Source organism: Thermaurantiacus sp. (genome assembly GCF_053487655.1).
Genome location: NZ_JBRCLD010000054.1, coordinates 1 through 20,908, shown reverse-complemented (window position 1 = coordinate 20,908; position 20,908 = coordinate 1). Strand labels below are relative to the sequence as shown.

At 67.6% G+C, this 20,908-nt stretch carries 20 protein-coding genes; 13 read left to right on the top strand and 7 right to left on the bottom strand.

Annotated elements, in window-relative coordinates; all coding sequences use genetic code 11:
• The 4 genes from ACWIQA_RS06020 to ACWIQA_RS06005 all read left to right on the top strand — a co-directional run.
• On the top strand, positions 1–1,145 hold a 1,145-nt coding region (locus tag ACWIQA_RS06020; protein WP_448582165.1), incomplete at its 5' end, for a phosphate acyltransferase.
• Entirely contained in the window at positions 1,146–1,943 is a 798-nt protein-coding gene (locus ACWIQA_RS06015; protein ID WP_448582164.1) for an alpha/beta hydrolase, read from the top strand.
• A 65-nt stretch (positions 1,944–2,008) separates the two neighbouring features.
• Complete coding sequence (locus ACWIQA_RS06010) at positions 2,009–3,115, top strand: pyridoxal phosphate-dependent aminotransferase (RefSeq protein WP_448582163.1); 1,107 nt, start codon at positions 2,009–2,011, stop codon at positions 3,113–3,115.
• A 91-nt stretch (positions 3,116–3,206) separates the two neighbouring features.
• Positions 3,207–4,841, top strand: coding sequence for an O-antigen ligase family protein (locus ACWIQA_RS06005; RefSeq protein ID WP_448582162.1), 1,635 nt, complete (start codon positions 3,207–3,209; stop codon positions 4,839–4,841).
• A gap of 5 nt (positions 4,842–4,846) precedes the next feature.
• Here the strand turns inward: ACWIQA_RS06005 and ACWIQA_RS06000 are convergent, their stop codons facing one another.
• The gene (locus ACWIQA_RS06000) at positions 4,847–6,079 is read right to left on the bottom strand and encodes a Coenzyme F420 hydrogenase/dehydrogenase, beta subunit C-terminal domain (protein WP_448582161.1); all 1,233 of its coding nucleotides are present in this window, start codon (positions 6,077–6,079) and stop codon (positions 4,847–4,849) included.
• A gap of 245 nt (positions 6,080–6,324) precedes the next feature.
• On the opposite strand from ACWIQA_RS06000, the gene ACWIQA_RS05995 reads away from it, so the two are divergent.
• Positions 6,325–6,873, top strand: coding sequence for a class I SAM-dependent methyltransferase (locus ACWIQA_RS05995; protein ID WP_448582166.1), 549 nt, complete (start codon positions 6,325–6,327; stop codon positions 6,871–6,873).
• Positions 6,874–6,890: 17 nt separating this feature from the next.
• On the opposite strand, the gene hpnH is transcribed toward ACWIQA_RS05995, so the two are convergent.
• Complete coding sequence (gene hpnH / locus ACWIQA_RS05990; protein WP_448582160.1) at positions 6,891–8,048, bottom strand: adenosyl-hopene transferase HpnH; 1,158 nt, start codon at positions 8,046–8,048, stop codon at positions 6,891–6,893.
• A gap of 134 nt (positions 8,049–8,182) precedes the next feature.
• On the opposite strand from hpnH, the gene ACWIQA_RS05985 reads away from it, so the two are divergent.
• The 3 genes from ACWIQA_RS05985 (at position 8,183) to ACWIQA_RS05975 (ending at position 11,801) form a co-directional block, all read left to right on the top strand.
• Complete coding sequence (locus ACWIQA_RS05985; protein WP_448582159.1) at positions 8,183–9,763, top strand: phytoene desaturase family protein; 1,581 nt, start codon at positions 8,183–8,185, stop codon at positions 9,761–9,763.
• A gap of 63 nt (positions 9,764–9,826) precedes the next feature.
• The gene (locus ACWIQA_RS05980) at positions 9,827–10,279 is read left to right on the top strand and encodes a DUF3775 domain-containing protein (RefSeq protein WP_448582158.1); all 453 of its coding nucleotides are present in this window, start codon (positions 9,827–9,829) and stop codon (positions 10,277–10,279) included.
• Between the two features lie 58 nt (positions 10,280–10,337).
• Positions 10,338–11,801, top strand: coding sequence for a serine hydrolase domain-containing protein (locus ACWIQA_RS05975; protein WP_448582157.1), 1,464 nt, complete (start codon positions 10,338–10,340; stop codon positions 11,799–11,801).
• 4 nt (positions 11,802–11,805) lie between these two features.
• Here ACWIQA_RS05975 and ACWIQA_RS05970 read toward each other — a convergent pair whose 3' ends face one another.
• Positions 11,806–12,621, bottom strand: a complete 816-nt coding sequence (locus ACWIQA_RS05970; RefSeq protein WP_448582156.1) for a ChaN family lipoprotein — start codon at positions 12,619–12,621, stop codon at positions 11,806–11,808.
• A gap of 78 nt (positions 12,622–12,699) precedes the next feature.
• On the opposite strand from ACWIQA_RS05970, the gene ACWIQA_RS05965 reads away from it, so the two are divergent.
• The 3 genes from ACWIQA_RS05965 to ACWIQA_RS05955 are packed head-to-tail and all read left to right on the top strand — an operon-like array spanning position 12,700 to position 16,226.
• Positions 12,700–13,512 carry an SDR family NAD(P)-dependent oxidoreductase gene (locus tag ACWIQA_RS05965; protein WP_448582155.1) on the top strand — a complete coding sequence of 271 codons (813 nt, stop codon included), beginning with the start codon at positions 12,700–12,702 and terminating at the stop codon, positions 13,510–13,512.
• Positions 13,509–15,800 carry a xanthine dehydrogenase family protein molybdopterin-binding subunit gene (locus ACWIQA_RS05960; protein ID WP_448582154.1) on the top strand — a complete coding sequence of 764 codons (2,292 nt, stop codon included), beginning with the start codon at positions 13,509–13,511 and terminating at the stop codon, positions 15,798–15,800. Before ACWIQA_RS05965 ends, ACWIQA_RS05960 begins: the two co-directional genes overlap by 4 nt.
• Positions 15,801–15,803: 3 nt before the next feature.
• Complete coding sequence (locus ACWIQA_RS05955) at positions 15,804–16,226, top strand: EVE domain-containing protein (RefSeq protein WP_448582153.1); 423 nt, start codon at positions 15,804–15,806, stop codon at positions 16,224–16,226.
• 30 nt (positions 16,227–16,256) lie between these two features.
• Here ACWIQA_RS05955 and ACWIQA_RS05950 read toward each other — a convergent pair whose 3' ends face one another.
• Complete coding sequence (locus ACWIQA_RS05950; protein WP_448582152.1) at positions 16,257–16,481, bottom strand: hypothetical protein; 225 nt, start codon at positions 16,479–16,481, stop codon at positions 16,257–16,259.
• Positions 16,482–16,584: 103 nt separating this feature from the next.
• Positions 16,585–16,965 (bottom strand): YbaN family protein, encoded by a 381-nt coding sequence (locus ACWIQA_RS05945; protein ID WP_448582151.1) that lies wholly within the window; start codon positions 16,963–16,965, stop codon positions 16,585–16,587.
• 75 nt (positions 16,966–17,040) lie between these two features.
• Here ACWIQA_RS05945 and ACWIQA_RS05940 point away from each other — a divergent pair, with 75 nt between their 5' ends.
• Complete coding sequence (locus ACWIQA_RS05940) at positions 17,041–18,054, top strand: glutathione S-transferase family protein (RefSeq protein ID WP_448582150.1); 1,014 nt, start codon at positions 17,041–17,043, stop codon at positions 18,052–18,054.
• Between the two features lie 7 nt (positions 18,055–18,061).
• Entirely contained in the window at positions 18,062–18,922 is an 861-nt protein-coding gene (locus ACWIQA_RS05935; protein ID WP_448582149.1) for a dienelactone hydrolase family protein, read from the top strand.
• Here the strand turns inward: ACWIQA_RS05935 and ACWIQA_RS05930 are convergent.
• The gene (locus tag ACWIQA_RS05930) at positions 18,900–19,667 is read right to left on the bottom strand and encodes an alpha/beta fold hydrolase (RefSeq protein WP_448582148.1); all 768 of its coding nucleotides are present in this window, start codon (positions 19,665–19,667) and stop codon (positions 18,900–18,902) included. The two genes, ACWIQA_RS05935 and ACWIQA_RS05930, sit on opposite strands and share 23 nt — an antisense overlap.
• Positions 19,667–20,707 (bottom strand): aspartate-semialdehyde dehydrogenase, encoded by a 1,041-nt coding sequence (locus tag ACWIQA_RS05925; RefSeq protein WP_448582147.1) that lies wholly within the window; start codon positions 20,705–20,707, stop codon positions 19,667–19,669. Before ACWIQA_RS05925 ends, ACWIQA_RS05930 begins: the two co-directional genes overlap by 1 nt.
• Positions 20,708–20,908: the final 201 nt, after the last annotated feature.

Below are 20,908 nucleotides of genomic sequence, written 5' to 3'. Positions count from 1 at the left end.
GTCCCAAGTTTGGCCGGGGCTACATCATTCCCGCCCCGTTCGATCCCCGTCTGATCGCCAAGGTGCCGGCGGCCGTGGCACGAGCCGCCATGGCAACGGGCGTCGCCCGGCAGCCCATCCTGGACATGGCAGCGTATGAGCGAACACTTTCCGCGCGGCGCGATCCCGTGGCGGGGGTGCTGGCGCGGGTCTACGAACAGGTGCGCCGGCGGCCGCGCCGGGTGGTCTTTGCCGAAGGCGAGCAGGAAGTGGTGCTGCGGGCCGCAGTCTCGTTTCGCGCGTCGGGCTATGGCGAGCCCATCCTCGTCGGCCGCGAGGACCCCATTCTCGAAGCGTTCCAGCGCATTGGCGTAACCGATCCTGAGACCTACCGGATCCACAATTCGTCCAACAGCCCGCTGGTGCCGGAAATGGTCGAGCGGCTCTATGCCCGGCTCCAGCGCCAGGGCTGGCTCCGGCGCGACTGCCAGCGGATGGTGAACCATGAGCGGAACATCTTCGGCGCTCTCCTGCTCGACCTTGGCGAAGCTGATGTGCTGGTCTCAGGTATCACCCGCCATTTCACCCAGGTCTTCGCCCAGCTCAAACTGGTGGTGGACCCGAAGCCCGGCCATGTGCCCTTCGGCTTCCATATCTTCGCCGGCCGTCAGTCCACCATCCTCATTGCCGACACGACCGTCCACGAGCGGCCAACAGCGGAGATGCTGGCGGATATTGCTACGACGACAGCAGAGGCTGCGCGCCGGCTTGGCATGGAGCCAAGGGTGGCCTTCCTCTCCTACTCGAACTTCGGCAATCCGCCAGGCGAGCATCTGGGTGCGATGCGCGAGGCAATCCAGCTGCTCGACAGCCAGCGCCCGCCATTCGAATATGAAGGCGAGATGTCGGCGGATGTCGCCCTCAATCCGAAGATGCACGAGGTCTATCCCTTCTTGCGCCTGACCGGGCCAGCGAATGTCCTCATCATGCCAGGGCTGCAGTCCGCGAACATCGGCGCCAAGCTCCTGAAGGAGCTGGGAGGAGGCCGGGTGCTGGGGCCGTGCCTTATGAACATGTCGCGGCCAGTGCAGGTGGCACCGATGACGGCGGGCGCAACCGAGCTTGTGACCCTTGCCGCCCTCGCTGCTGCCGGCGTGGTGGGCTAGGTGCCACCACTCCTCCTCATCCACGGCATGTGGGGGCGGCCGTCGACATTTGCCTTGCTCAGCGCGGAGCTCGAGGCGGCCGGGCTCAGGGCAGTGGCACCGGCACTGCCCTTCCACGACGTCCCGCCCGGCGCGCCGGCGCCACCGGCGCTTTCGAGGCTCCGGCTGGCGGACTATGTCGCAGCCCTGGTTGCGGAGGTGGAAGCGCTCGGTAGCCTGCCAGTCATCCTCGGCCATTCGCTGGGCGGTCTCCTGGCCCAGCTTGTGGCAGCAAGGACTGGTGCGGCCGGGCTTATCCTGCTGGCGCCTGCACCCTCGGCGCAGACATTGCGGCCTTCGCTTGCGCAGGCAATGACGCTCGGGCGGGTGACGCTTGGCTGGGGCTGGTGGAAGAAGGCCACGCGCATTGATGCAGCCGCTGCGCGTGCAGGGGTGTTGAACGGTGTTCCTGACGCCGAGGCAGAAGCAGCGCTTGCCGAGCTCACCTGGGATTCCGGGCCGGTTCTCGCGCAGATTGCGGCTCCCTTCCTTGACCGCGACGCTGGCTCGCGCGTGGACTATGCGCGGCTCACCATGCCGGCGCTCATCCTCTTTGGCATGGCCGACCGGATCGCGACCGCTGCCACCGCGCGCGCAACCGCCCGCCGCCTTCCGGGGCCAGTCGACTATGAGGAATGGCCGGACTGCGGCCACTGGTTCTTCCACGATGCCATCCGCCCGCGCCTTGCTGCGCGCGTTGCCGCCTTTGTGGCCAGCCTGCCTTCTGGCGGATTGACAGCCTGCCGCCCCCATCCCTAGCGTGGGCCAAGAGGGCAGAAGCTCCAGCGGGCCGTGGCACCCATGACAAGCGCCAGGAGATGGGCATGGATGTGTCACGCCGCGCCATGATCGGGATGGCAAGTGCTGCTGCTGCGGCTGCCGGGACAGGGCGGCCAGCATGGGCGCGGGCGCCGTTCGCGCCTCCAGCAGGCATTGCCCAGCTTTCGCGCAACGAGAATCCTTACGGGCCTTCTCCAGCGGCACTGGCAGCGATGGTCGAGGCAGGCCCGGCCGGCTGCTACTATTCCAATGCAGCGGAAGAGAGGCTTGCTGCCATGATTGCCGAAAGGGTCGGCCTTGCGCCCGACCAAGTGCTGCTTGGCAGTGGCTCAACCGAAGTGCTCAACTGCGCGACCATGGCGTTTGGCCGCGCCGGGGCCATTCTTGCGCCCGAACTCCTGTTCGACCCCCCGCTCCGCTACGCCGAAGCAAAGGGCGTGACAGTGCGGCGGGTTGCGCTCAGGCCCGACATGCATATCGACCTCGCAGCGCTCCTTGCCGCCCTTGGGCCGGATGTCCGGCTGGTGCACCTGTGCAATCCCAACAACCCGACCGGGCTCGTCCTTCCCGGCGACACCCTCCGCCGCTTCATCGCCGAAGCGCGCCTGAAGGCGCCCGAGGCCCTCATCCTCGTGGATGAAGCCTATGTCGAGCTGGCTGACGATCCGGCCGGCACCTCGGTCGTCGATCGGGTCCGCGCCGGGGACCCGGTCATCGTCACGCGCACCTTCTCCAAGCTGCACGGGCTCGCCGGCCTCCGGGTCGGCTATGCCATGGCCCGGCGCGACCTCATTGCTGCCATGCGGCCCTGGCTCATGAGCAACGGCGGCAACGCGGCGGGCCTTGCCGCAGCAATGGCAAGCCTCGATGACTTGCCCTTCCTCGCCATGTCGAGGGCGCGCATTGTGGAGGCGCGGGAAATGCTTCTAGCTGCAGCGCGGGCGCAGGGGCGCAAGACCTTGCCGTCAGCGGCCAACTTCGTCTTCATGCAGGTGCCGGATGCCGAGGTGTTGCGGGCGAACCTCGCGCGCGAGGGGATCCTGATCCGCGGGCCCTACGGCCGGTTCCGGCAATGGGCGCGCGTGTCGTGCGGGCGAATCGAGGATGTTGCGCGCTATGTGGCAGCACTGCCGCGGGCGCTTGCGGCCTGACGGCGGCCGAGCGCGGGGGCGCAAGGCAGGCCAGCAAGCGTTAACGGCATTTCGAGTGGAGTCTGGCGCGGGCATGGGGTAGGAGAAGAGAATGTCGCCGCGCGAACGGATCCTCGAGCCCTACACCCGGCGGGTCAATGACATTCCGCACAAGCTGCGGAAGATGCTCGCCGTCTCGGCCGTTCTCCTGCTTGCCGTCATCATCGGGTTTCTGGTGGCTGTTCTCCCAGTCCAGTTCATCGTCATCCCGATCCTGCCGTTGGTCGTCTTCCTGCTCCTCGTGCTGTGGATGGCCCCCGATATCGACCCTGCGCTCGACCGACCAGTCAGAGTCTTGTTTGTTGCCTATTGCGCCCTTGCTCTCACCTGGCCGCACTATATCGCCTTTGTCTTGCCGGGCGTGGGGTTCATTACGCCGCCGCGGCTCACCCTTTTGCTGCTGGTGCCGGTCTTCATCTATTTCGTCTCGACGTCGAGCCGGGCGCGCGGGCTGATTGGCGCTGGCCTCGACGCTGCACCGCTTGCCAAATGGGCTTTCATCGGCTTCGTGGCCTGGCAGGCTGCATTGACCATTGTGACTGCATCGTTCGACAGCTTGTGGTTCCTCTCGCAGGTCAACTGGTATCTCTTTTTCCTCATCGCAATCCTCGCCTTCTCCTACGAAGGGGTGAGCAAGCAATTCCACATTGCGATCAGCATGGGGATTGCTGTCGTGTGCGTGATGGCCTTCTGGGAATACCGGGCGATGGCGAAGTTCTGGATGGACTGGGTGCCCGAGTGGCTGCGCGGCGATCCATGGCTGTGGAACAAGATCTACGAGGGCGCCATGCGTGCCGGCACCGATCGCTACCGCGGCTCGGGCATTCTTCTCACCTCGGTGACGGTCGGCGAGTTTATCGCCATGATGGCGCCCTTCGTCGTCCTGCTCTTCATGCGCGCGCGGTCGTGGTGGAAGATTGGTGTTGGCCTCCTTCTCCTCTTTGTCATGGCCATTGGCGCCCATGGAGCGGGCTCGCGCACTGCCTTTGCGGGTCTCATTGCGGGCATGGCCGTCTATGCCATCCTCTGGACGATCCGCCGCTACGCCCGCTCTGGCCGCGAGCGGGATCTCCTGGGTCCTGCGGCGGTGTGGGCCTATCCGGTTGTGATTGCGCTGACCGTGTTTTCCGTTCTGTTCGTCGGGCGAGTCCGACGAATGGTGCTTGGGGGCGGTGAGCACAAGGCCAGCGATGACGGACGCGCCGAGCAATGGGATCGTGCCCTTGCGCTGTTCGAGAAGAACCCGATCGGCTACGGCAGCAACAGGGCAGGCGAGCTGATCGATTTCCGGGCGCCCGGCCGCGAGAACGTCACGGTCGACGGCTTTTACATGAACCTCCTGGTCGATTACGGGGTGCTCGGCTTCCTTCTCTTCCTGCTGTTCTTCCTCGGCTGTGCATGGGCGGCAGCCCGAACCTACCTTCGGGCTGAAACATTTGAAGAAGATGCGGGCGCTGCCCTCGCCTCGAGTCTCATTGCCTTCCTGACGGCAAAGATGGTCTTGAGCCAGATCGAGAATCATTATTTCGCCTTCGCGCTCGCTGGCGCGTCGCTTGCGATCGCTGCACGGCAGCAGGCCAGGCGGCGAACGCTCGCGGGCGCGGCACCACCGCTTTTTGCGCCTGCCGGCCCGGCGCTTGCGCGGCCTCTCTTTCGCCCGGGCCTTGCGCGCCTGCCGCGGGCCTGAGGGCGCTACCAGCGGCGCTGGCGGATTCGGAGCCAGCTTCCGGCGAGCGAGCGCAGCGCCTCGCGCAAGCTGGCCCGGCGCGCCGACTCGCGGACAAGCAGGCCTGCCATCTTGGGGCGGGGCAGGCCGGCGAGTGCCATGGCAAGCACGCGGCTTTTGACCAGCCGCTTGCGCCGGGCCTGCGACGGCTGCATCGAGTCGATCTCCGCAACCGGGACCGGCGTCACCTCGAGCACGCCATCGGCAACGGCCCGCGCGAGGGCCTCGGCACCAGCAACCGTGCGGGTCAGGATAAGCGAGCGCCCGTCTGCCTCCTCGAGCAGCGGGTAGCCGGCAGGATCAGCGTGCCAGGCGTCGGCGGCAGCGATGTCGGCAACGCCGCCGACAGCGTCGGGGCAGATCTTGCAGCGCCACTGCACTTCCTTCGAGAGAATGGCCCCCCAGCTGTCAGCATAGCTCATGCTGGCGCGCCGGCCGTCGCGGGTTATGGCTTCCGCCCGGCCGGGCCAGCCGTTGCCACGATAGCGGAAGCTCGCGAGCTCGTCTCCGGCAACGCCGAGCTTGGCCACGATACGGTCGGTGCCGGCCTGGCTTGGGGTTGCGGCACAGAAGAAGGAGAGGAGCAAAGGGAAGCGCGCAGCAACCGCAGGGTCAGCCGCCATCAGCTGGCGAAGCGCGCCCACATCACAGGGCTTGCCGATGAAGAGGATGCGCCCCGGTGTCTCGAGCTCGGCCATGAGCTCGGCGAGCGGCGCCGCCGGCGCGTAGCGGGAGCCAGCGCTGGCAAGGACGTCAGCTCGCCCGGTCGAGCGGCGGATGGTGGTCAAGAGCGGCGCTTCCGGATCCATCCCGACATGAAGGACGCGCGAGACGAGGCCGGTCGAAAGGGCGTGGAGGGCAAGGGCAGAGAGCGCGCCGCCGGACGAGGCGGCGAAGCGGAGCTCGGGGTCGGTCGCAAAGCCGGTGAGACAGTCCCGGATCGGTCCCCAATAGGGATGGAGGGTCGCTTCCCCCCCGGCCGGCTGCCAGGGGGCAACGGTCGCGCCGGGACAGATGTGGGCGAAAAGGGCGTCCGTTTCGGCTGGCACGGGCCCAACCGCCTTCGGCCGCCACCAGCCCTTGGCATCGCGCTCCATCGCAATGCCCGGTGCCACGCCAGCGCACAGCCCGCAGCCGCTGCAGCTGTTGCCCCGCACCACCCGCGCGAGGCTCGGAGGAAGCGCGTGATGGTCCGTCATCGTCCTTTCCTGGGGGCCGGCCCCGGCATAGCGCCCGCCGCCCGCCGGCGCCAGCCGGACCGGCGGCAACCGGAGCCGGAATCAGCCACGGCGAGAGCCGGGGAAAGTGAAGGGGTTGCGCCAGTTCGGGCCATGAACGGCTTGACGGGGCGCCGCCGCCCGGACTATACTAAGTATTGCGTGCTCGTCGCGGCGGTGGGACCGGTGTACCTGCCGCCTAGGCAGGAGCAGAAGCCTTGGTGACCATGGTCGGGGTGCTTCGCCGTTTCGGCAGGATCGGACGGCAGCTCGCCTGGAACATCGAGTATCGCCAGGGCGCGGAGTTCGTCGGCGCCCGGTCGCCGGTGCTCCTCGAACTGCTCGCCGTCCTGCTGCCGGGCCGGCGCGTCGTCGAGCTGGCCTGTGGAGACGGTTCTCTCGCGGCCGCGCTCGGCGGCTTCGGCCATGCCACCTACCAGGGCTTCGACATCTCCTCTGTCGCGATCGCGCTGGCCATCCGTCGCCAGCTTCCGGGCATGACGTTCGCGGTCGCCGACATGGAAAGCTGGACTCCCGCCGCGCCGTTCGACCTTCTGCTCGTCGAGGAGGCGATCTACTATCTCGCGCCGGATGCGCAGGTGGCGCTTCTCGAACGCGCCTTCGCCGCCATGGGCCCCGATGGGCTGGCGGTCATCGTCCTCCACTCGGCAACCAAGCATGCCGCCATCATCGAGCGGCTGGGGCAGCGCTTCCGGCTCGTGACCGACCGCCGGGAACGGGATCGCGCCTATCTCGTGCTCGGCCCCCGGCCCTAAGGCCGGACCCGCTCCGGTCAGACCTTCTCGACGAGCGCTGTGCGGCGCTTGCCGTCCTTCGCTTCGGCGGCAATCCCTTCAAGCGCCTCAGCGACGATCTTCGCGTGCAGGTCGACGGCCGGGCGCTGGTTCGAGACATCGATCTCGGGCGCCATCGGGCCCTCGGTGCGGATGCCCTTCATGGCGAGCCCGACAAACTTCCAGGGCTGGCCGAAGGCAATGTCGGCCGCTGTCGGCTCATAGCCACAATGGGCCATGCAGTTGGCGCACTTCGCATATCGGCCGGTGCCATATTGGTCCCAGTCAGTTGTCTCCATGAGCTCGGCAAAGGTCTTCGCATAGCCCTCCCCCAAGAGATAGCAGGGCCGTTGCCAGCCGAAGATGTTGCGGGTCGGCATGCCCCAGGGCGTGCAGTGGAACTGCTGGTTGCCGGCAAGGAAGTCGAGGTAGAGCGGTGAGTGGGACAGCGACCATTTGCTGCCGCGCTCTTTCTGGATGCGGAACAGCTGGCGGAAGAAATTCTTGGTCTTCTGCCGGTTGAGGAAACTCTCCTGGTCGGCGGCGCGCTCGTAGGCAAAGCCGGGCGAGATCGAGATGTTCACGCCAAGGCCGGTTGCGAAATCGAGGAAGTCGGCAAGCTCTTCGGCGGCATAGCCATCGAAGATGGTGGCATTGACATTGACCTGGAAGCCGGCCGCCTGTGCGGCCTTGATGGCTTTGACAGCCTTTTCGAACACGCCCTCCTGGCAGACCGCGCGGTCATGGTGGGCCTTCAAGCCATCAAGGTGGACAGAGAAGAAGAGATAGGGACTGGGGGTGAACTTGTGGAGACTCTTCTCAAGGAGAAGGGCGTTGGTGCACAGGGAGACGAACTTCCTGCGCTCGACGAGGCCGCGGACGATCTCGCCAATTTCCTTGTGGATGAGCGGCTCGCCGCCGGGAATGGCGACGATGGGTGCGCCGCACTCGTCAGCGGCGTCCCAGCATTCCTGCGCCGACAGCCGGCGGTTGAGGATGGGATCGGGATAGTCGATTTTGCCACATCCAGCGCACGCAAGGTTGCACCGGAACAGCGGCTCCAGCATGAGGACAAGCGGGTAGCGCTTGCGCCCGAGGAGCTTCTGCTTCGCGATGTAGGCGGCAACTGCCGCCTGCTGCCTGACGGGAACAGCCATGTCGTGCCGGAACTCCCTGAATGCGGAAATCGGACCAGCTCAGTCCGTGTTGGCGCCTTGGGTGGAACAGATGCAGCGCCAGGTCAACCCCTGGCCAGCGGCGGCGATGCGGCGGGCGGGTGCAGGGTCACGCTGTGGATGATGCGCTCATCATCGGTGCTGGCCACAATGGCCTGGTGTGCGCCTGGGCGCTGGCGAAGGCGGGCCTCAAGGTGCGGGTGCTCGAACGCCGGCCAGTCGTGGGCGGTGCTTGCGTCACGGAGGAATTCGCCCCTGGCTTCCGCAATTCGACCGCGAGCTACACCGTCTCGCTGCTTGCGCCCGAAATCATCCGCGAGATGGAGCTTGCCCGCCATGGCCTCAAGCTCGTGCTTCGCCCCGAGGCCAATTTCCTGCCCTGTGAGGATGGCCGCTATCTTCTCGCCGGCACCCGCACTGCTGCTGAGTTCGCGAAATTCTCGGAACAGGACGCCGCGGCGCTGCCCCGCTATGCTGCCATGCTCGAGCGGATCGCAGGCGCGCTCCGGATGCTTTCCCGTCGCACCCCGCCTCCGGGGACGGCGAGTCTTGCGGACCTCCCCGGCCTCCTCGTGGCGGCGCGCGAAATCCGGGCCCTGGCGCCTGCTGACCGGCAAGCGCTGCTTCGCCTTGTTGCTGGAAGCGCCGCCGAGTTTTTGGACGGCTGGTTTGAGTCCGAGCCGGTCAAGGCGCTGTTCGGATTTGATTCCATCGTTGGCACCTGGGCGAGCCCCTTCATGCCCGGCACTGGCTATGTGCTCCTCCACCATGTCTTTGGCGAAGTGAATGGTGTGAAAGGTGCCTGGGGCCATGCGCTTGGCGGCATGGGTGCCATCACACAGGCGATGCGCGCGGCCTGCGCGGCAGCAGGTGTCACCATTGAGACGGACGCGCCTGTTGCCCGCGTGCTGGTGGTGGACGGGCGGGCGCGGGGCGTTGAGACTGCGGACGGGCAAATCCGGCCAGCGCGGATCCTCGTTGCCAATGTGGGGCCCAAGCTGCTGTTCGGCCATCTCGTCGCGCCTGAGCATCAGCCCGAGACGCTGCGCCAAGGGATAAAGGGCTTTCGCACTGGCTCGGCGAGCTTTCGGATGAATGTCGCGCTCTCCGGCCTGCCGCGCTTTTCGGCGTTGCCCGAGCCCGGACCGCATCTTGCCTCCGGGATCCTCCTTGGCCCTTCGCTCGCCTGGATGGACCAGGCTTTCAGCGATTCGGTCGCGTGCGGCATGGCGCGCGCGCCCGTCGTTGAGATGCTGATCCCCTCGCTGCTGGACTCGAGCCTGGCACCGCCTGGCTTTCATGTCGCAAGCCTGTTTGCCCAGCATTTCGCTCCCCGCTTGCCTGTTGGCCGGCCATGGGACGAGGCGGCACGGGCCAAGGCAGCGGACCTCGTGCTTGAAGTCGTCGAACGTTTCGCACCCGGGTTCCGGAAGCTGGTGGTGGGCGAGCTGGCGCTGTCACCAGCTGATCTTGAGGCGCGCTTCGGGCTTGTCGATGGCGACATCTTCCATGGCGCGATGCGGCTTGACCAGCTGTGGGCCGCACGCCCGCTCCTTGGCATGGGAAGCTATGCGACGCCCATTGCCGGGCTGTGGCTGTGTGGTGCTGGTGCCCATCCCGGCGGCGGTGTCTCCGGACTTCCCGGCCGCAATGCAGCGCGGGCCATATTGGCGGCACGAAGGCAGGGCCGGGCATGATCCGGGTCATGTTCAGGCAAGCAAGTTGCGCTATGCAAAGCGGGGAGAAGAGTGGAGAGCGAGATGCGCGACACACCGGAGGAGGGGATTGGCATTCCGACTGACACCCTGGCCTGGATCATCCTCAAAGCCCGTGCCTTCGACGCCCAGGCGGGAGTCTCGGACCCGAATGAGAGCTCGAACAGCGCCGATGACCAGTTCGTCTCGGTGCTCGAAGGCCAGAGCGACGACCCGACCGCTGCCGAGCTGCATGATCTCATCGACTCGCTCTCCGACGACGAGCGCGCGGCGCTTGTGGCGCTCGCATGGATCGGGCGCGGCGATTTCGAGGGGGAGGAATGGGCGGACGTGCTCGCCATGGCCCGCGAGCGCCGGCAGGGCTCGACGGCGCGCTACTTGATGGAGATGCCCCTCCTTGGCGACTATCTCGAAGAGGGTGCAGCAGCACTGGGTGTCAATCTCTCCGACGAGGAAGCGGAGGGCTATTATCACGGCCGCAACCGCACGGGCGAGTGAGCGCGGCGATTTTGCGCGCGCCTTGGGAAGGCGGTGCGCTGCGTTGCTTGCGAGCGCCATGCGCCTTCTCTTGCTCTTGCTTGCGCCCCCGGCTGCTGCCGACCCGCGGCTTGAGGCGGCCCTTCCCGAGATCCGGCGCGGCTTTGCTGACTGGATGCGCGACAATCGCGTCCCCGGCCTGGTGTGGGGGATTGCAACGCCTTCGGGCCTCGCCCATGTGGAGGTAGAGGGCGTGGCTGACCTTGCAACCGGCGCCCCCGTCACCGCCGACACGGCCTTCCGTATCGCCTCGATGTCGAAGGCATTTACCGGCCTTTCGATCCTGATGCTGCGCGATGCCGGCAAGCTTCGCCTCTCCGACCCGGTCGCCCGCCACATCCCCGAGACCGCCAGCTGGGCGCCCGCCACGCCCGACAGCCCGGCGATCACGGTCGGCGACCTCCTCCACCATGTTGCGGGGTTTGTGACCGACGACCCCTGGGGCGACCGCCAGCAACCCATGGCCGAGGCCGATTTCTCCAAGCTGCTCGCTGCCGGCGTGCCCATGACTCGCGGCACCGGGACCGCCTTCGAATATTCAAACCTCGGCTACGCCATGCTGGGGAGGATTATCACCAACGCAAGTGGCAGGCCCTACCAGCAGCAGGTGGCAGCAACGCTGTTCCGCCCGCTTGGCATGGACTCGACCACCTATGATGTCCACGCCGTGCCGCGCGACCGGCTGGCGAAAGGCTACCGGTTCGAGGGCGGCCGCTGGGTGCCGGAGCCCGAGCTTGCCGATGGTGCCTTTGGGGCCATGGGCGGTGTGGTGACGACGGCCCGCGACTATGGCAAGTGGATGGCCTTCCTGCTCTCGGCCTGGCCGGCCGGCGAGGCTGGAAGTGGGCCGGCAGCGCGCGCAACCGTGAGGGCGATGGCGAGCGCCGGCGGGCCGCCGCAGGCAAGGGCCCGGCCCGGGGCCAGCCCTTGCCGGATGGCAGTTGGCTATGGGGCAGGTCTTCTCATTGCCGATGACTGCGACCTCGGCCGGGTGCTCTATCATGGCGGCGGCTACCCCGGTTACGGCTCCCACATGCTCCTCCTGCCCGAGGCGGGTGTGGGCGTGTTCGCACTTGCCAACCGCACCTATGCTGGCCCGGCAGCCCCTGCGTGGGACGCAGCGCTTGCGCTCCGCCGCACGGGGTTTGCAAGCCCGCGTGCCCTTCCCGTCTCGCCAGCGCTGGCCCGTGCCTATGAAGCTGCCGGGCGGGTGTGGGCTGCAGGGCGCATCGATGCCGTGCCCGACATGCTTGCGGTCAACATGCTTCTGGACCGCAGTGCGGATGCCTGGCGCGCCGAGCTTGGCCGCCTCAGGGGCGAGCTTGGGGCATGCGACACCCGAGCGCCGGTTTCGGCCACTGGCGCGCTTTCGGGCCGGTTTCAGTGGCGCTGCACCTTCGGCCGGCTCGACGGCCAGATCCTGCTCGCACCCACTCCTGAGCCGAGGATCCAGGCGCTCCGGCTCGCGATTGCCGGGCGCTGAGCGCTTATCCCGCGCCAGCAAGCGCGTCGGCAGCCCCCGGAGCAAGCGGGCAGGGGGGTGTCGCTGGCACGGGGATGGCGGACACGACGGCCGTCTCCCCGAGGGCGCGCAGCTGGTGCTCGGCGCCCCAGCCTTGCTCGACATGGCCGCTTCCCATGATGCCGACGACAATGGCGTCCGGATAGCGCCGGCGGGCAGCGAGCAGGGCTTCGGCAAAGGCGCGATCCCACACGGTCTGAGCTTCCACGAAACGGCCAAGGGCAGCCGCATCAGGCGCCCGCCCGTGGGCGAGGAAGACGCGCTGCAGGTGCTCGACATAGGCGGAAGCTGGAGGGGCGGGCCGGCTGACGGGCGCGCCTTTGGAAGCCGCCTGCGCGAAGCCCTCGCGCCCTACCGCGCGGACAAACTCGCGCTCGACATTGAGGGCGACCATGGGCAAGCGGCGGTCCCGGGCGAGCGCAAGAAGCGGCAGATAGGCAGCGAAATCATGGCCCCAGAGCGTGTCCCAGCGGCTGGCAGCGCGGAATTGCTCGGCCGAGAGGCTGCCTTGCACCCACGAGTCGAGCACCGATTGGGCGCTGCGGGGCAGCTGCTCGAGGCCGAGCACCACCTTGCGGCCCCGCGCGAGCAGGCCGGCGACCACATCGGCCTGCCAGCGATGGTGGGCAGGGTTGCCATGCGCTTCGCCAAGCAGCAGGACACCTGCGCGCATCGCCTGGTCGAGGAAGGCGGCAGGCGACATGGGCGCACCCGCCCGGTCTACCCACTGGCCAGCGGGAAGACAGAGGCCGGCCGTTGCAGGCGCTGGCGACGCGAACACAAATGGAAGGGCAAGGAGGAGCCTGCAGTGGCGCATGGCCCTCTATCGCACGCTGGCAGCACCGGGGGGAGAGGGGAGATGAAGGGGATGCTGCTCATTCTGGGGCTCGGCTATTCCGCCACCCGGATTGCCGCCACCCTGCAGGCGGCCGGGTGGGAAGTGGTTGGTGTGCGCCGCACCGCCCAAGGCGCGGTGCTGGCGTTCGACGATCCGGTGCTCCCCGATCTCATCGGCAGCGCCCGCGCCGTCCTCTCCTCGGTGCCGCCGGACCCGGCAACGGGGGAGGACCCCGTGCTTGGGCGTTTTGGGCAGGCGCTTGGCAAGACGAGCGCGCGCCTCCTCTACCTCTCTTCGACGGGAGTCTATGGCGACACCGGGGGTGCTGTTGTCGACGAGTCGGCACCTGTTGGCACTGGCCGCCGCAGCGCCCGGACTGCGGCCGATCTTGGCTGGCAGGCGCTGGGGGCGACGGTGCTGCGGCTTCCGGGAATCTACGGCCCCGGCCGCTCGGCGCTCGACCAGGTGCGTGCTGGCACGGCCCGGCGGATCGACCGGCCCGGTCACCGGTTCAACCGCATCCATGTCGAGGATATTGCCGGTGCCGTGCACGCCATCCTCGCATCGGGTGCAGGCGGCGTCTTCAACATTGTTGATTGTGCGCCTGCCGAGCCGCGCCACGTGACCGAGGAGGCCTGCCGGCTGCTTGGTAGGCCGTTGCCGCCGCTCGAGCTCTTCGATCCTTCGACGCTCTCGTCAATGGCGCGCGGCTTCTGGTCCGAGCGCCGGATCGTCGCAGGCGGGAAGCTCCCAAGGGCCACAGGCTATCGCCTTCGGCATCCGGATTATAAGGCGGGTCTCAGAGCCATTTGGGCGGAGGAGCAGCGGACATGAAGTTCGGAACCAGCCAGACGGGCGTGGGGAAGTCGGTGGAGCGGGTGGAAGACGCCCGCCTCCTCACCGGTCGCGGGCGCTACACCGATGATGTGCAATTGCCTGGCATGCTGCATGGAGTCACCCTGCGCTCGCCTTACGGCCATGCCCGCATCCGCAGCCTCGATACGTCTTCAGCGCGAGCGATGCCGGGAGTGCGCGCCATCTACACCCATGACGACATTGCCGGCTATGGGCCCATTCCCTGTCTTGTCCCGCTCTCAGGACCCCTCCAGACGCCGCGGCCGCTGCTCGTGAAGGACGTGGTGCGGTTCGTCGGCGATGCCGTTGCCTTTGTGGTGGCGGACACGAAAGAGCAGGCGCGCGCTGCAGCTGACGCAATCGAGGTCGACTATGCGGAGCTTCCGGCCGTTGCTTCGATTGCGGCTGCGATCGCCCCTGGTGCACCCACGGTCTGGCCCGAGGCGCCGTCCAACATCCTCTTTACCTGGGAGGTGGGGGATGAAGCCGCAGCCGAGGCGGGCGTGGCTTCTGCCCGGCACCTCGTCAAGCTGCGGATCATCCAGAACCGGGTGGCGCCGACGTCCATGGAGGTGCGCGCTGCCGTTGGCCAGTGGGAAGAAGGGCCGGGCTTTACCCTCCATGTCGGAAGCCAGGGTGTGGCCGGCATGCGCGCCATGCTTGCCGGCATGGTGATGCAGTGCCCGCCCGACCAGCTCCGGATCGTGACCGGCGATGTCGGCGGCGGCTTTGGGATGAAGACGTTCCTCTACCCTGAATATGGGCTGGTGTTGCATGCGGCACGCGCGCTTGGCCGGCCGGTCAAGTGGGCGGGAGACCGGGCGGATGCCTTCCAGACCGACACGCACGGCCGCGCCATGGAAAGCGATTGCACGCTTGCCCTCGATGCCGATGGGCGCATCCTCGCCTTGAAGGTGGAGACCTGGTCTGACCTTGGTGCCTATCAGGCGCAATATGGTCCGGCGATCCAGACGCTCGCTGGCGGACGGATCCTGGGGGGCGTCTATCGTATCCCTGCCATCCACAACCGCGTGCATGGCGTTGTCACCAACACGGCGCCAGTTGATGCCTATCGCGGCGCCGGGCGGCCCGAGGCGACCTATATCATCGAGCGCCTGATGGACGCTGCCGCCCATCAGACCGGGATCCCGGCCGACGAGATCCGCCGGCGGAACTTGCTGACCCCCGGCGAGCTTCCCCATGCCAACGGCCTTGGCTTGACCTTCGATGTCGGCAATTTCCCGGCTGTGCTCGACAAGGCGCTGGCCAATGCCGACTGGGCGGGTGCAGCTGCCCGCAAGGCGGAGGCAGCGCGGCGCGGCAAGCGCCACGGCCGCGGGCTTTGCTACTATGTCGAGATCGCCGGCGGCGGCTCGGCGGAAGAGTTTGCCGATGTGCGCGTCGGCGATGACGGGGTCATTGAAGTCGCGGTCGGGACCCAGTCGAACGGCCAGGGCCATGAGACGGTCTATGCCCAGGTGACGGCCGAGCGGCTGGGCGTTCCGCTTGCGCAGGTGCGGATTGTGCAGGGGGACACGGCCCGGCTCGACCAGGGCCACGGCACTGGCGGCTCGCGCTCGATGGCCTGGGGTGGCTCGGCCTGCCTCGAGGCAGCCGATGCGCTAATTGCCCGCGGTATGGCGCTCGCCAAGGCTGACCTCGGCGACGAGGTCGACTATTCGGACGGGCTGTTTCGCGCCCGCAACTCCAATGCCACGCTTTCGATCGCGGAACTTGCTGCCAAGCACCCCGGCGGGCTCGACGGCCGGTCACGTTTCGCACCCGAGGCGCCGCGCCCGACCTTTCCTAACGGCTGCCATGTTGCCGAAGTGGAGCTCGACCCCGACACCGGCGTCGTCGAGGTGACGCGCTACAGCTGCGTCGATGATTTTGGGACCATCATCAACCCGCTTCTGCTGCAGGGCCAGATCCACGGCGGGGTGGCGCAGGGTCTTGGCCAGGTGCTGCTCGAGAACATGGTCTATGACGAGGCCGCCCAGCTCTTGACTGGCAGCTTCATGGACTATGGCCTGCCGCGCGCTGACGACATGCCACCGGCGATCGGCTTCGACACGCTGCCGACACCCTCGCCGACCAACCCATTGGGGGCCAAAGGCTGTGGCGAGGCCGGCACCATCGGCGCCATGCCCGCGATCATGAACGCGATCATCGATGCGCTCGACGGCACCCAGCTCGAAATGCCGGCCAGCCCCGAGAAACTCTGGCGGGCAGCGCAGGCGCTTTCGATGCAGCAGGCAGCGGAGTAGCGGGTGGCCCTGTGGCTTTTGAAGTCCGAGCCTGACGTCTACAGCTGGGAGGATCTCGTCCGCGATGGCGAAACGGTCTGGGATGGCGTGCGCAATGCCCAGGCCGCGGCCAACCTCAAGGCAATGGCGGTGGGCGATGAAGCGTTCTTCTACCACTCCAATATCGGCAAGGCGGCAGTTGCCATCTGCCGCGTGACCGAGCCGGCCTTCCCCGACCCGACCGACCCGACGGGCAAGTGGGTCGCAGTCAAGGTCGCGCCCGTCAAGCCTCTCGCCCGCCCGGTCACGCTTGCCGAGATGAAGGCGGAGCCGGCCCTTGGCCAGTTCCAGCTTATCCGCCAGTCGAGGCTTTCGGTTGTGCCGGTGCGGCCTGCTGAATGGGCCCGGATTCTGGATTTGGCCAAAGAGGCGACCCGCGCGTCCTGACGGACGCTCGTGGCGCGCGCGGGCGCCGCGCTATTGCGACTTGGCCATTCCGGCGGCGGCCTGCCTTGGTGTCATGGTGGCGCTGTTGTCGCGGCCGCCGCCCTTGAACTCCTGGGCCTGCCGACGTTGTGCTGCCGGGCCTTGGATGCAGCGATCGCGCACTTCCTTCGAGCAGACCGGAAGCTCGGCCGGTGCCTGGGCAAGCGCAGGCGCGGCAAGTGCTGCAATTGCAAGAAGGACACTCAGGCTTTTCATGGACAATCCTCCGTCAACCCTCCCGTCCCCCCACAGGAGCGTTCGGGCCGCTTGTCGATAGCAGGAGGGAAGTCGCAGCGCCAGCCATTAGGCAGCCTCGCGCCTAGTTGGGGCGAGTCCAGATCCAGGCTGAGACCAGCAGCATCATCCCCGCGACCAGCAGCAGAAGCGAGGCCTGGGGCGCGCGCCAGGCCCAGAACAGGCAAAAGCCCAGCGCCATGCCAAGGGCCGAGGCGCGCTTGGCTGCCGGCGGGATGGCCTGCCGGTTGCGCCAGGCGCGAAGCGCTGGCCCGAAGCGGGGGTGGGTCAGGAGCCAGGCCTCGAGTCGCGGCGACGAGCGGGCGAAGCCGAACGCGGCGAGAATGAGGAAAGGTGTGGTTGGAAGCAGGGGCACCACCACTCCGACGAGCCCGAGCGCGAGCGCTGCCGCGCCGAGCACGAGGTAAAGCAGCCGGGCGGGAGTCCAGCCAAGCGGCGCCGTCATCTGCAAGCGCCCGGAAGGACTGGCTTGGTTGGTTGCGTCATCAAAGACGTGTCCCTATTCGGCCTTGCGATGGCGATGACCCTCTATGGGACCGACCCCAGCTTCTACACGCGAAAGGCCTGGCTGTCGCTGACCGCAGTGGGCGCAGACTTCGCCTATCAGCTCAAAACCCATGCCAACAAGGCGGCCGTGGAGGCGGCAGTCAATGGCTATCATCGCTTCCCCGTGCTCGACCCCGGCGATGGCAGCGCCTGGATTGTGGATTCGACCAGGATCGGACTTGCGCTCTCGCAGCGTTTCCCGGCCCGCAGCCTCCTTCCCGACGACCCGGCGCTCGCCATTCTGGTCCGGATCGCGGATGACTGGATGGACGAGTGGTTCCTGCGGGCAGCCATTCTGTTCCGGGCAAAGTCAGAAGCAACTCGCCACTTTGTCGCCCGGGTGGGTGCGCTCAACCTCATGGGGTATCACGAGGGCACGGCCATCACCGCCGACGAGGAGGCCCTGGTCGCTCGGGCGCTCCCCGGTATTGACCGCTTCTTCCTCGACAGCTGTGCAACCAACGGCGTGGTCGGCTGTGGAATCGCTGCGACGGAAGCGCTGCTTGCGCGCGCGGCCGCCCTGCTCGGGTCGGCGCTCGCGCCCTTCCTGTTCGGCAGCCGGTTGAGCCTTGCCGATGCCGCGCTCTGGGGCTTTCTGGATTCGGGCCTGCTGTGGGAGCCGGAAGCGCGCGCCTGGGTGGATGCCCACGCCCCGCACCTCGTCGAATGGCATGCGCGCGCCCTTGACCAAGCCCGGACCGGCGGCGGCGAATGGGCGCACCTCGAGACCGCCGCCGCCCGTCTCGCCCCGCTCCTGGGGGGCGACGCGCTCGGCTTTTCGCCCTTCCTCGCCGCCAACCGCGCCGCCCTCGAGGACGGCACCCGGCGCCTCCTGGTCGCAGGAGTCGAGGTGCCCGCCCGCGGCTTCACCGAGAAATGCCGCGCCGGGATCGCGCGCGAAATCGCCGCCCTTGCGCCCGCCGACCGCGCCCGGCTGGAGGCGGCAGCGGGCGACTGGCCCCTGCTTGCCGTCTATCGGGAGCCCTGAGAAGGCCATGGACCGACTGCCGGAAGATGTGAACTGGGCCCGGATGTCGGGAGTCTCGCGCCGCGCAGCGCTCGGCGGCGGGGCGGCTGTGCTCGGCTATGCGCTCGCCGCGCAGCCGGTCGCCTCGACCGCGATCCGCACGCCCGCCGATGGCCTCGAGGCCGGCAGGGTCCAGTTCCCGGCCGGCGGCGGCTTCCGCATGAACGCCTACCGCGCCAGGCCCTCGGGCGGGAAGCCGCGCCCGGTCATCCTCGTCATCCAGGAGATTTTCGGCCTCCACGCGTGGATCGAGGACGTCGTGCGCCGCTTCGCCCACGCTGGCTTCTACGCCATCGCCCCCGATCTCTTCCAGCGCTTCGGTGACCCGACCCGGATCGCTGACATCAAGACCCTGCGCGAGACCATCATCAGCAAGGTATCCGATGCCGACGTGATCGCCGATCTCGACGCACTGGTCGCCTTCGCGGCAACTGATGGCGGCAACACGAGGCGCCTCGGGATCACCGGCTTCTGCTGGGGCGGGCGGATCACCTGGCTCTATGCCGCCCACAATCCCGGACTCAAGGCCGGCGTCGCCTGGTATGGCCGCCTGACCGGCGAAGTGACGGCGATGACCCCGCGCCACCCCATCGACGTTGCCGGCCAGCTGAAGGCGCCGGTGCTCGGCCTCTACGGCAGCGAGGACAGGGGCATTCCGGTTGCCGATGTCGAGGCCATGAACGCTGCCTTGAGGGCCGCGCGCAAGCCCTCGGAAATCCGCTTGTTCGCGGCCGATCACGGCTTTCTCGCCGATTATCGGCCGAGCTTCTCGCCAACCGCCGCGCCTGCCGCCTGGTCGCAGGCGCTCAGCTGGTTCCGGAAGCTCTGAAGCCTGAGAGCGCGTCGAGGAGCGCGGCTGCGAATTCCGGCCGGGTGACGGCGGACATGTGGGTGCCGGGGATTTCGAGGAGCCGCGCCTTGGGCAAGGCGGCGGCAAGCCCGGCGGCGGCGCCATTGTCCTGGTCTTCAGTGCCGCAGAGGACAGCGACCGGCAGGTCAAACCCGGCCAGCACCTCGGCTGGCGTTCCCCTCTGGGCGCGGAGCAGGTGGAGGAGCGCCTCGGGGTCTTGCACATTGGCCTTCATGAAGGCCTCGGCGAACCATTCGCGCGTGTTGCGGGCCCAGCTGCCGCGCCCCTCGATCATCCGGGCGAACCAGGCGCTGCGCGCCGACCCGCCGGTAATGCCTTCAAGGCCCATGCCGGCGAGGATGGCTGCACGGGGGCGGACGATGCCGCGTGCCAGCAGGCGCACCACAGTCCTGGCGCCAAGCGAATAGCCCCCCACCACCAGCTCTGGCCCAAGCGCGAGATGGGCAACAAGCGCTTCGGCATCTTTCGCCAGCACATCCTCCGGCCAAGCGGCAGGATCCCTCGGGGCTTGACTTGCGCCATGGCCCCTCAAGTCGGGAAGGATGAGGCGGAAGCCAGCCTCGACCAGCCGGGCCGCGGTCCCGTAGCGGATCCAGTTGACCTCGCCGCAGGAAAAAAGCCCGTGGAGCAGCAGGAGCGGCTGCCCTTCCCCCATTTCGTGGAAGGCGATTTCGGTGCCGTCGAAGCTTACAAAGCGGGACATCAGCCTTTCTTCAAGTGGCGACGGCCGAGCAGCTCGGCGATCTGGACGGCATTGAGGGCTGCGCCTTTCCGGAGATTGTCGGAGACGCACCAGAGCGTGAGGCCATGCTCAACCGTCGGGTCCCGCCGCACCCGTGAGACGAAGGTGGCATAGTCGCCAACACACTCGACGGGTGTCACATAGCCGCCGTCCTCGCGCCGGTCGACGAGCATGACTCCCGGCGCTTCCCGCAAGATGGCCTGGGCGCGGGCCACCGAGAGCGGCCGCGCGAACTCGATCGAAATGGCTTCCGAGTGGCCGACGAAGACCGGGACGCGCACGCAGGTGGCCGTCACACGGATGGCGGGATCGAGGATCTTCTGGGTCTCAACCGCCATTTTCCACTCTTCGCGCGTATAGCCATCAAAGCCGCTTTCCGGCCCCATGAAGCTGTCGATGTGGGGGATGAGGTTGAAGGCGATTTGCTTGGTGAACTTTTGCGGCTCGCGGCGGTCGCCGACGAAGATGGCGCGCGACTGCTCGAAGAGCTCGTCCATCCCCGCCTTCCCCGCGCCCGAGACCGACTGGTAGGTGGCAACCACCACCCGGCGGATGGTGGCAGCGTCATGCAGGGGCTTCAATGCAACCACCATCTGCGCGGTCGAACAATTGGGGTTGGCGATGATGTTGCGCTGGGCATAGCCGTCGATCGCCTCCGGATTCACTTCCGGCACGATGAGCGGGACATCGGGCTCCATCCGGTAGAGGGAGGAATTGTCGATGACGACACAGCCGGCATCCGCTGCGCGGGGGGCGTGAACCTTGGTCGGCCCCGAGCCGACGGCGAACAGCGCCATGTCCCAGCCGGCGAAGTCGAAATGCTCAAGATTGCGGACCGTGAGCTCGCGGCCCGTGTCGCCGTAGTCGACTCGGTCGCCAACCGAGCGCGACGAGGCGACGGCGGCCACCTCGTCAGCCGGGAACTCCCGCTCGGCGAGAATGTTGAGCATTTCCCGCCCGACATTTCCGGTCGCGCCGACGACGGCAATCCTGTATCCCAATGCAGCTCTCCCTGGCCGCCCGGCACCCCCGGGCAGCGCGGGGGCGTAGCGGGAGATCGCTGCCGTGGGAAGCGGAAGTGGCGCGCCTGAGCGGAAGAACTGACCTGTGGCGGGCGAAACCTTTCTCGACAAGGTGAGGGACGGCGCGCCAGCGCTGTTCCGGATGCGCTGGTGGGCGATCGCACTCCGGGGTCTCTTTGC

Coding starts and splice junctions, on each gene's coding strand:
- ACWIQA_RS05960 (WP_448582154.1), top strand. CDS start 13,509: ATGAAGTTCGGAACCAGCCAGACGGGCGTGGGGAAGTCGGTGGAGCGG.
- ACWIQA_RS06010 (WP_448582163.1), top strand. CDS start 2,009: ATGGATGTGTCACGCCGCGCCATGATCGGGATGGCAAGTGCTGCTGCT.
- ACWIQA_RS05965 (WP_448582155.1), top strand. CDS start 12,700: ATGAAGGGGATGCTGCTCATTCTGGGGCTCGGCTATTCCGCCACCCGG.
- ACWIQA_RS05940 (WP_448582150.1), top strand. CDS start 17,041: ATGACCCTCTATGGGACCGACCCCAGCTTCTACACGCGAAAGGCCTGG.
- ACWIQA_RS06000 (WP_448582161.1), bottom strand. CDS start 6,079: ATGACGGACCATCACGCGCTTCCTCCGAGCCTCGCGCGGGTGGTGCGG.
- ACWIQA_RS05995 (WP_448582166.1), top strand. CDS start 6,325: ATGGTCGGGGTGCTTCGCCGTTTCGGCAGGATCGGACGGCAGCTCGCC.
- ACWIQA_RS05935 (WP_448582149.1), top strand. CDS start 18,062: ATGGACCGACTGCCGGAAGATGTGAACTGGGCCCGGATGTCGGGAGTC.
- ACWIQA_RS05980 (WP_448582158.1), top strand. CDS start 9,827: ATGCGCGACACACCGGAGGAGGGGATTGGCATTCCGACTGACACCCTG.
- hpnH (WP_448582160.1), bottom strand. CDS start 8,048: ATGGCTGTTCCCGTCAGGCAGCAGGCGGCAGTTGCCGCCTACATCGCG.
- ACWIQA_RS05930 (WP_448582148.1), bottom strand. CDS start 19,667: ATGTCCCGCTTTGTAAGCTTCGACGGCACCGAAATCGCCTTCCACGAA.
- ACWIQA_RS05945 (WP_448582151.1), bottom strand. CDS start 16,965: ATGACGGCGCCGCTTGGCTGGACTCCCGCCCGGCTGCTTTACCTCGTG.
- ACWIQA_RS06005 (WP_448582162.1), top strand. CDS start 3,207: ATGTCGCCGCGCGAACGGATCCTCGAGCCCTACACCCGGCGGGTCAAT.
- ACWIQA_RS05950 (WP_448582152.1), bottom strand. CDS start 16,481: ATGAAAAGCCTGAGTGTCCTTCTTGCAATTGCAGCACTTGCCGCGCCT.
- ACWIQA_RS05975 (WP_448582157.1), top strand. CDS start 10,338: ATGCGCCTTCTCTTGCTCTTGCTTGCGCCCCCGGCTGCTGCCGACCCG.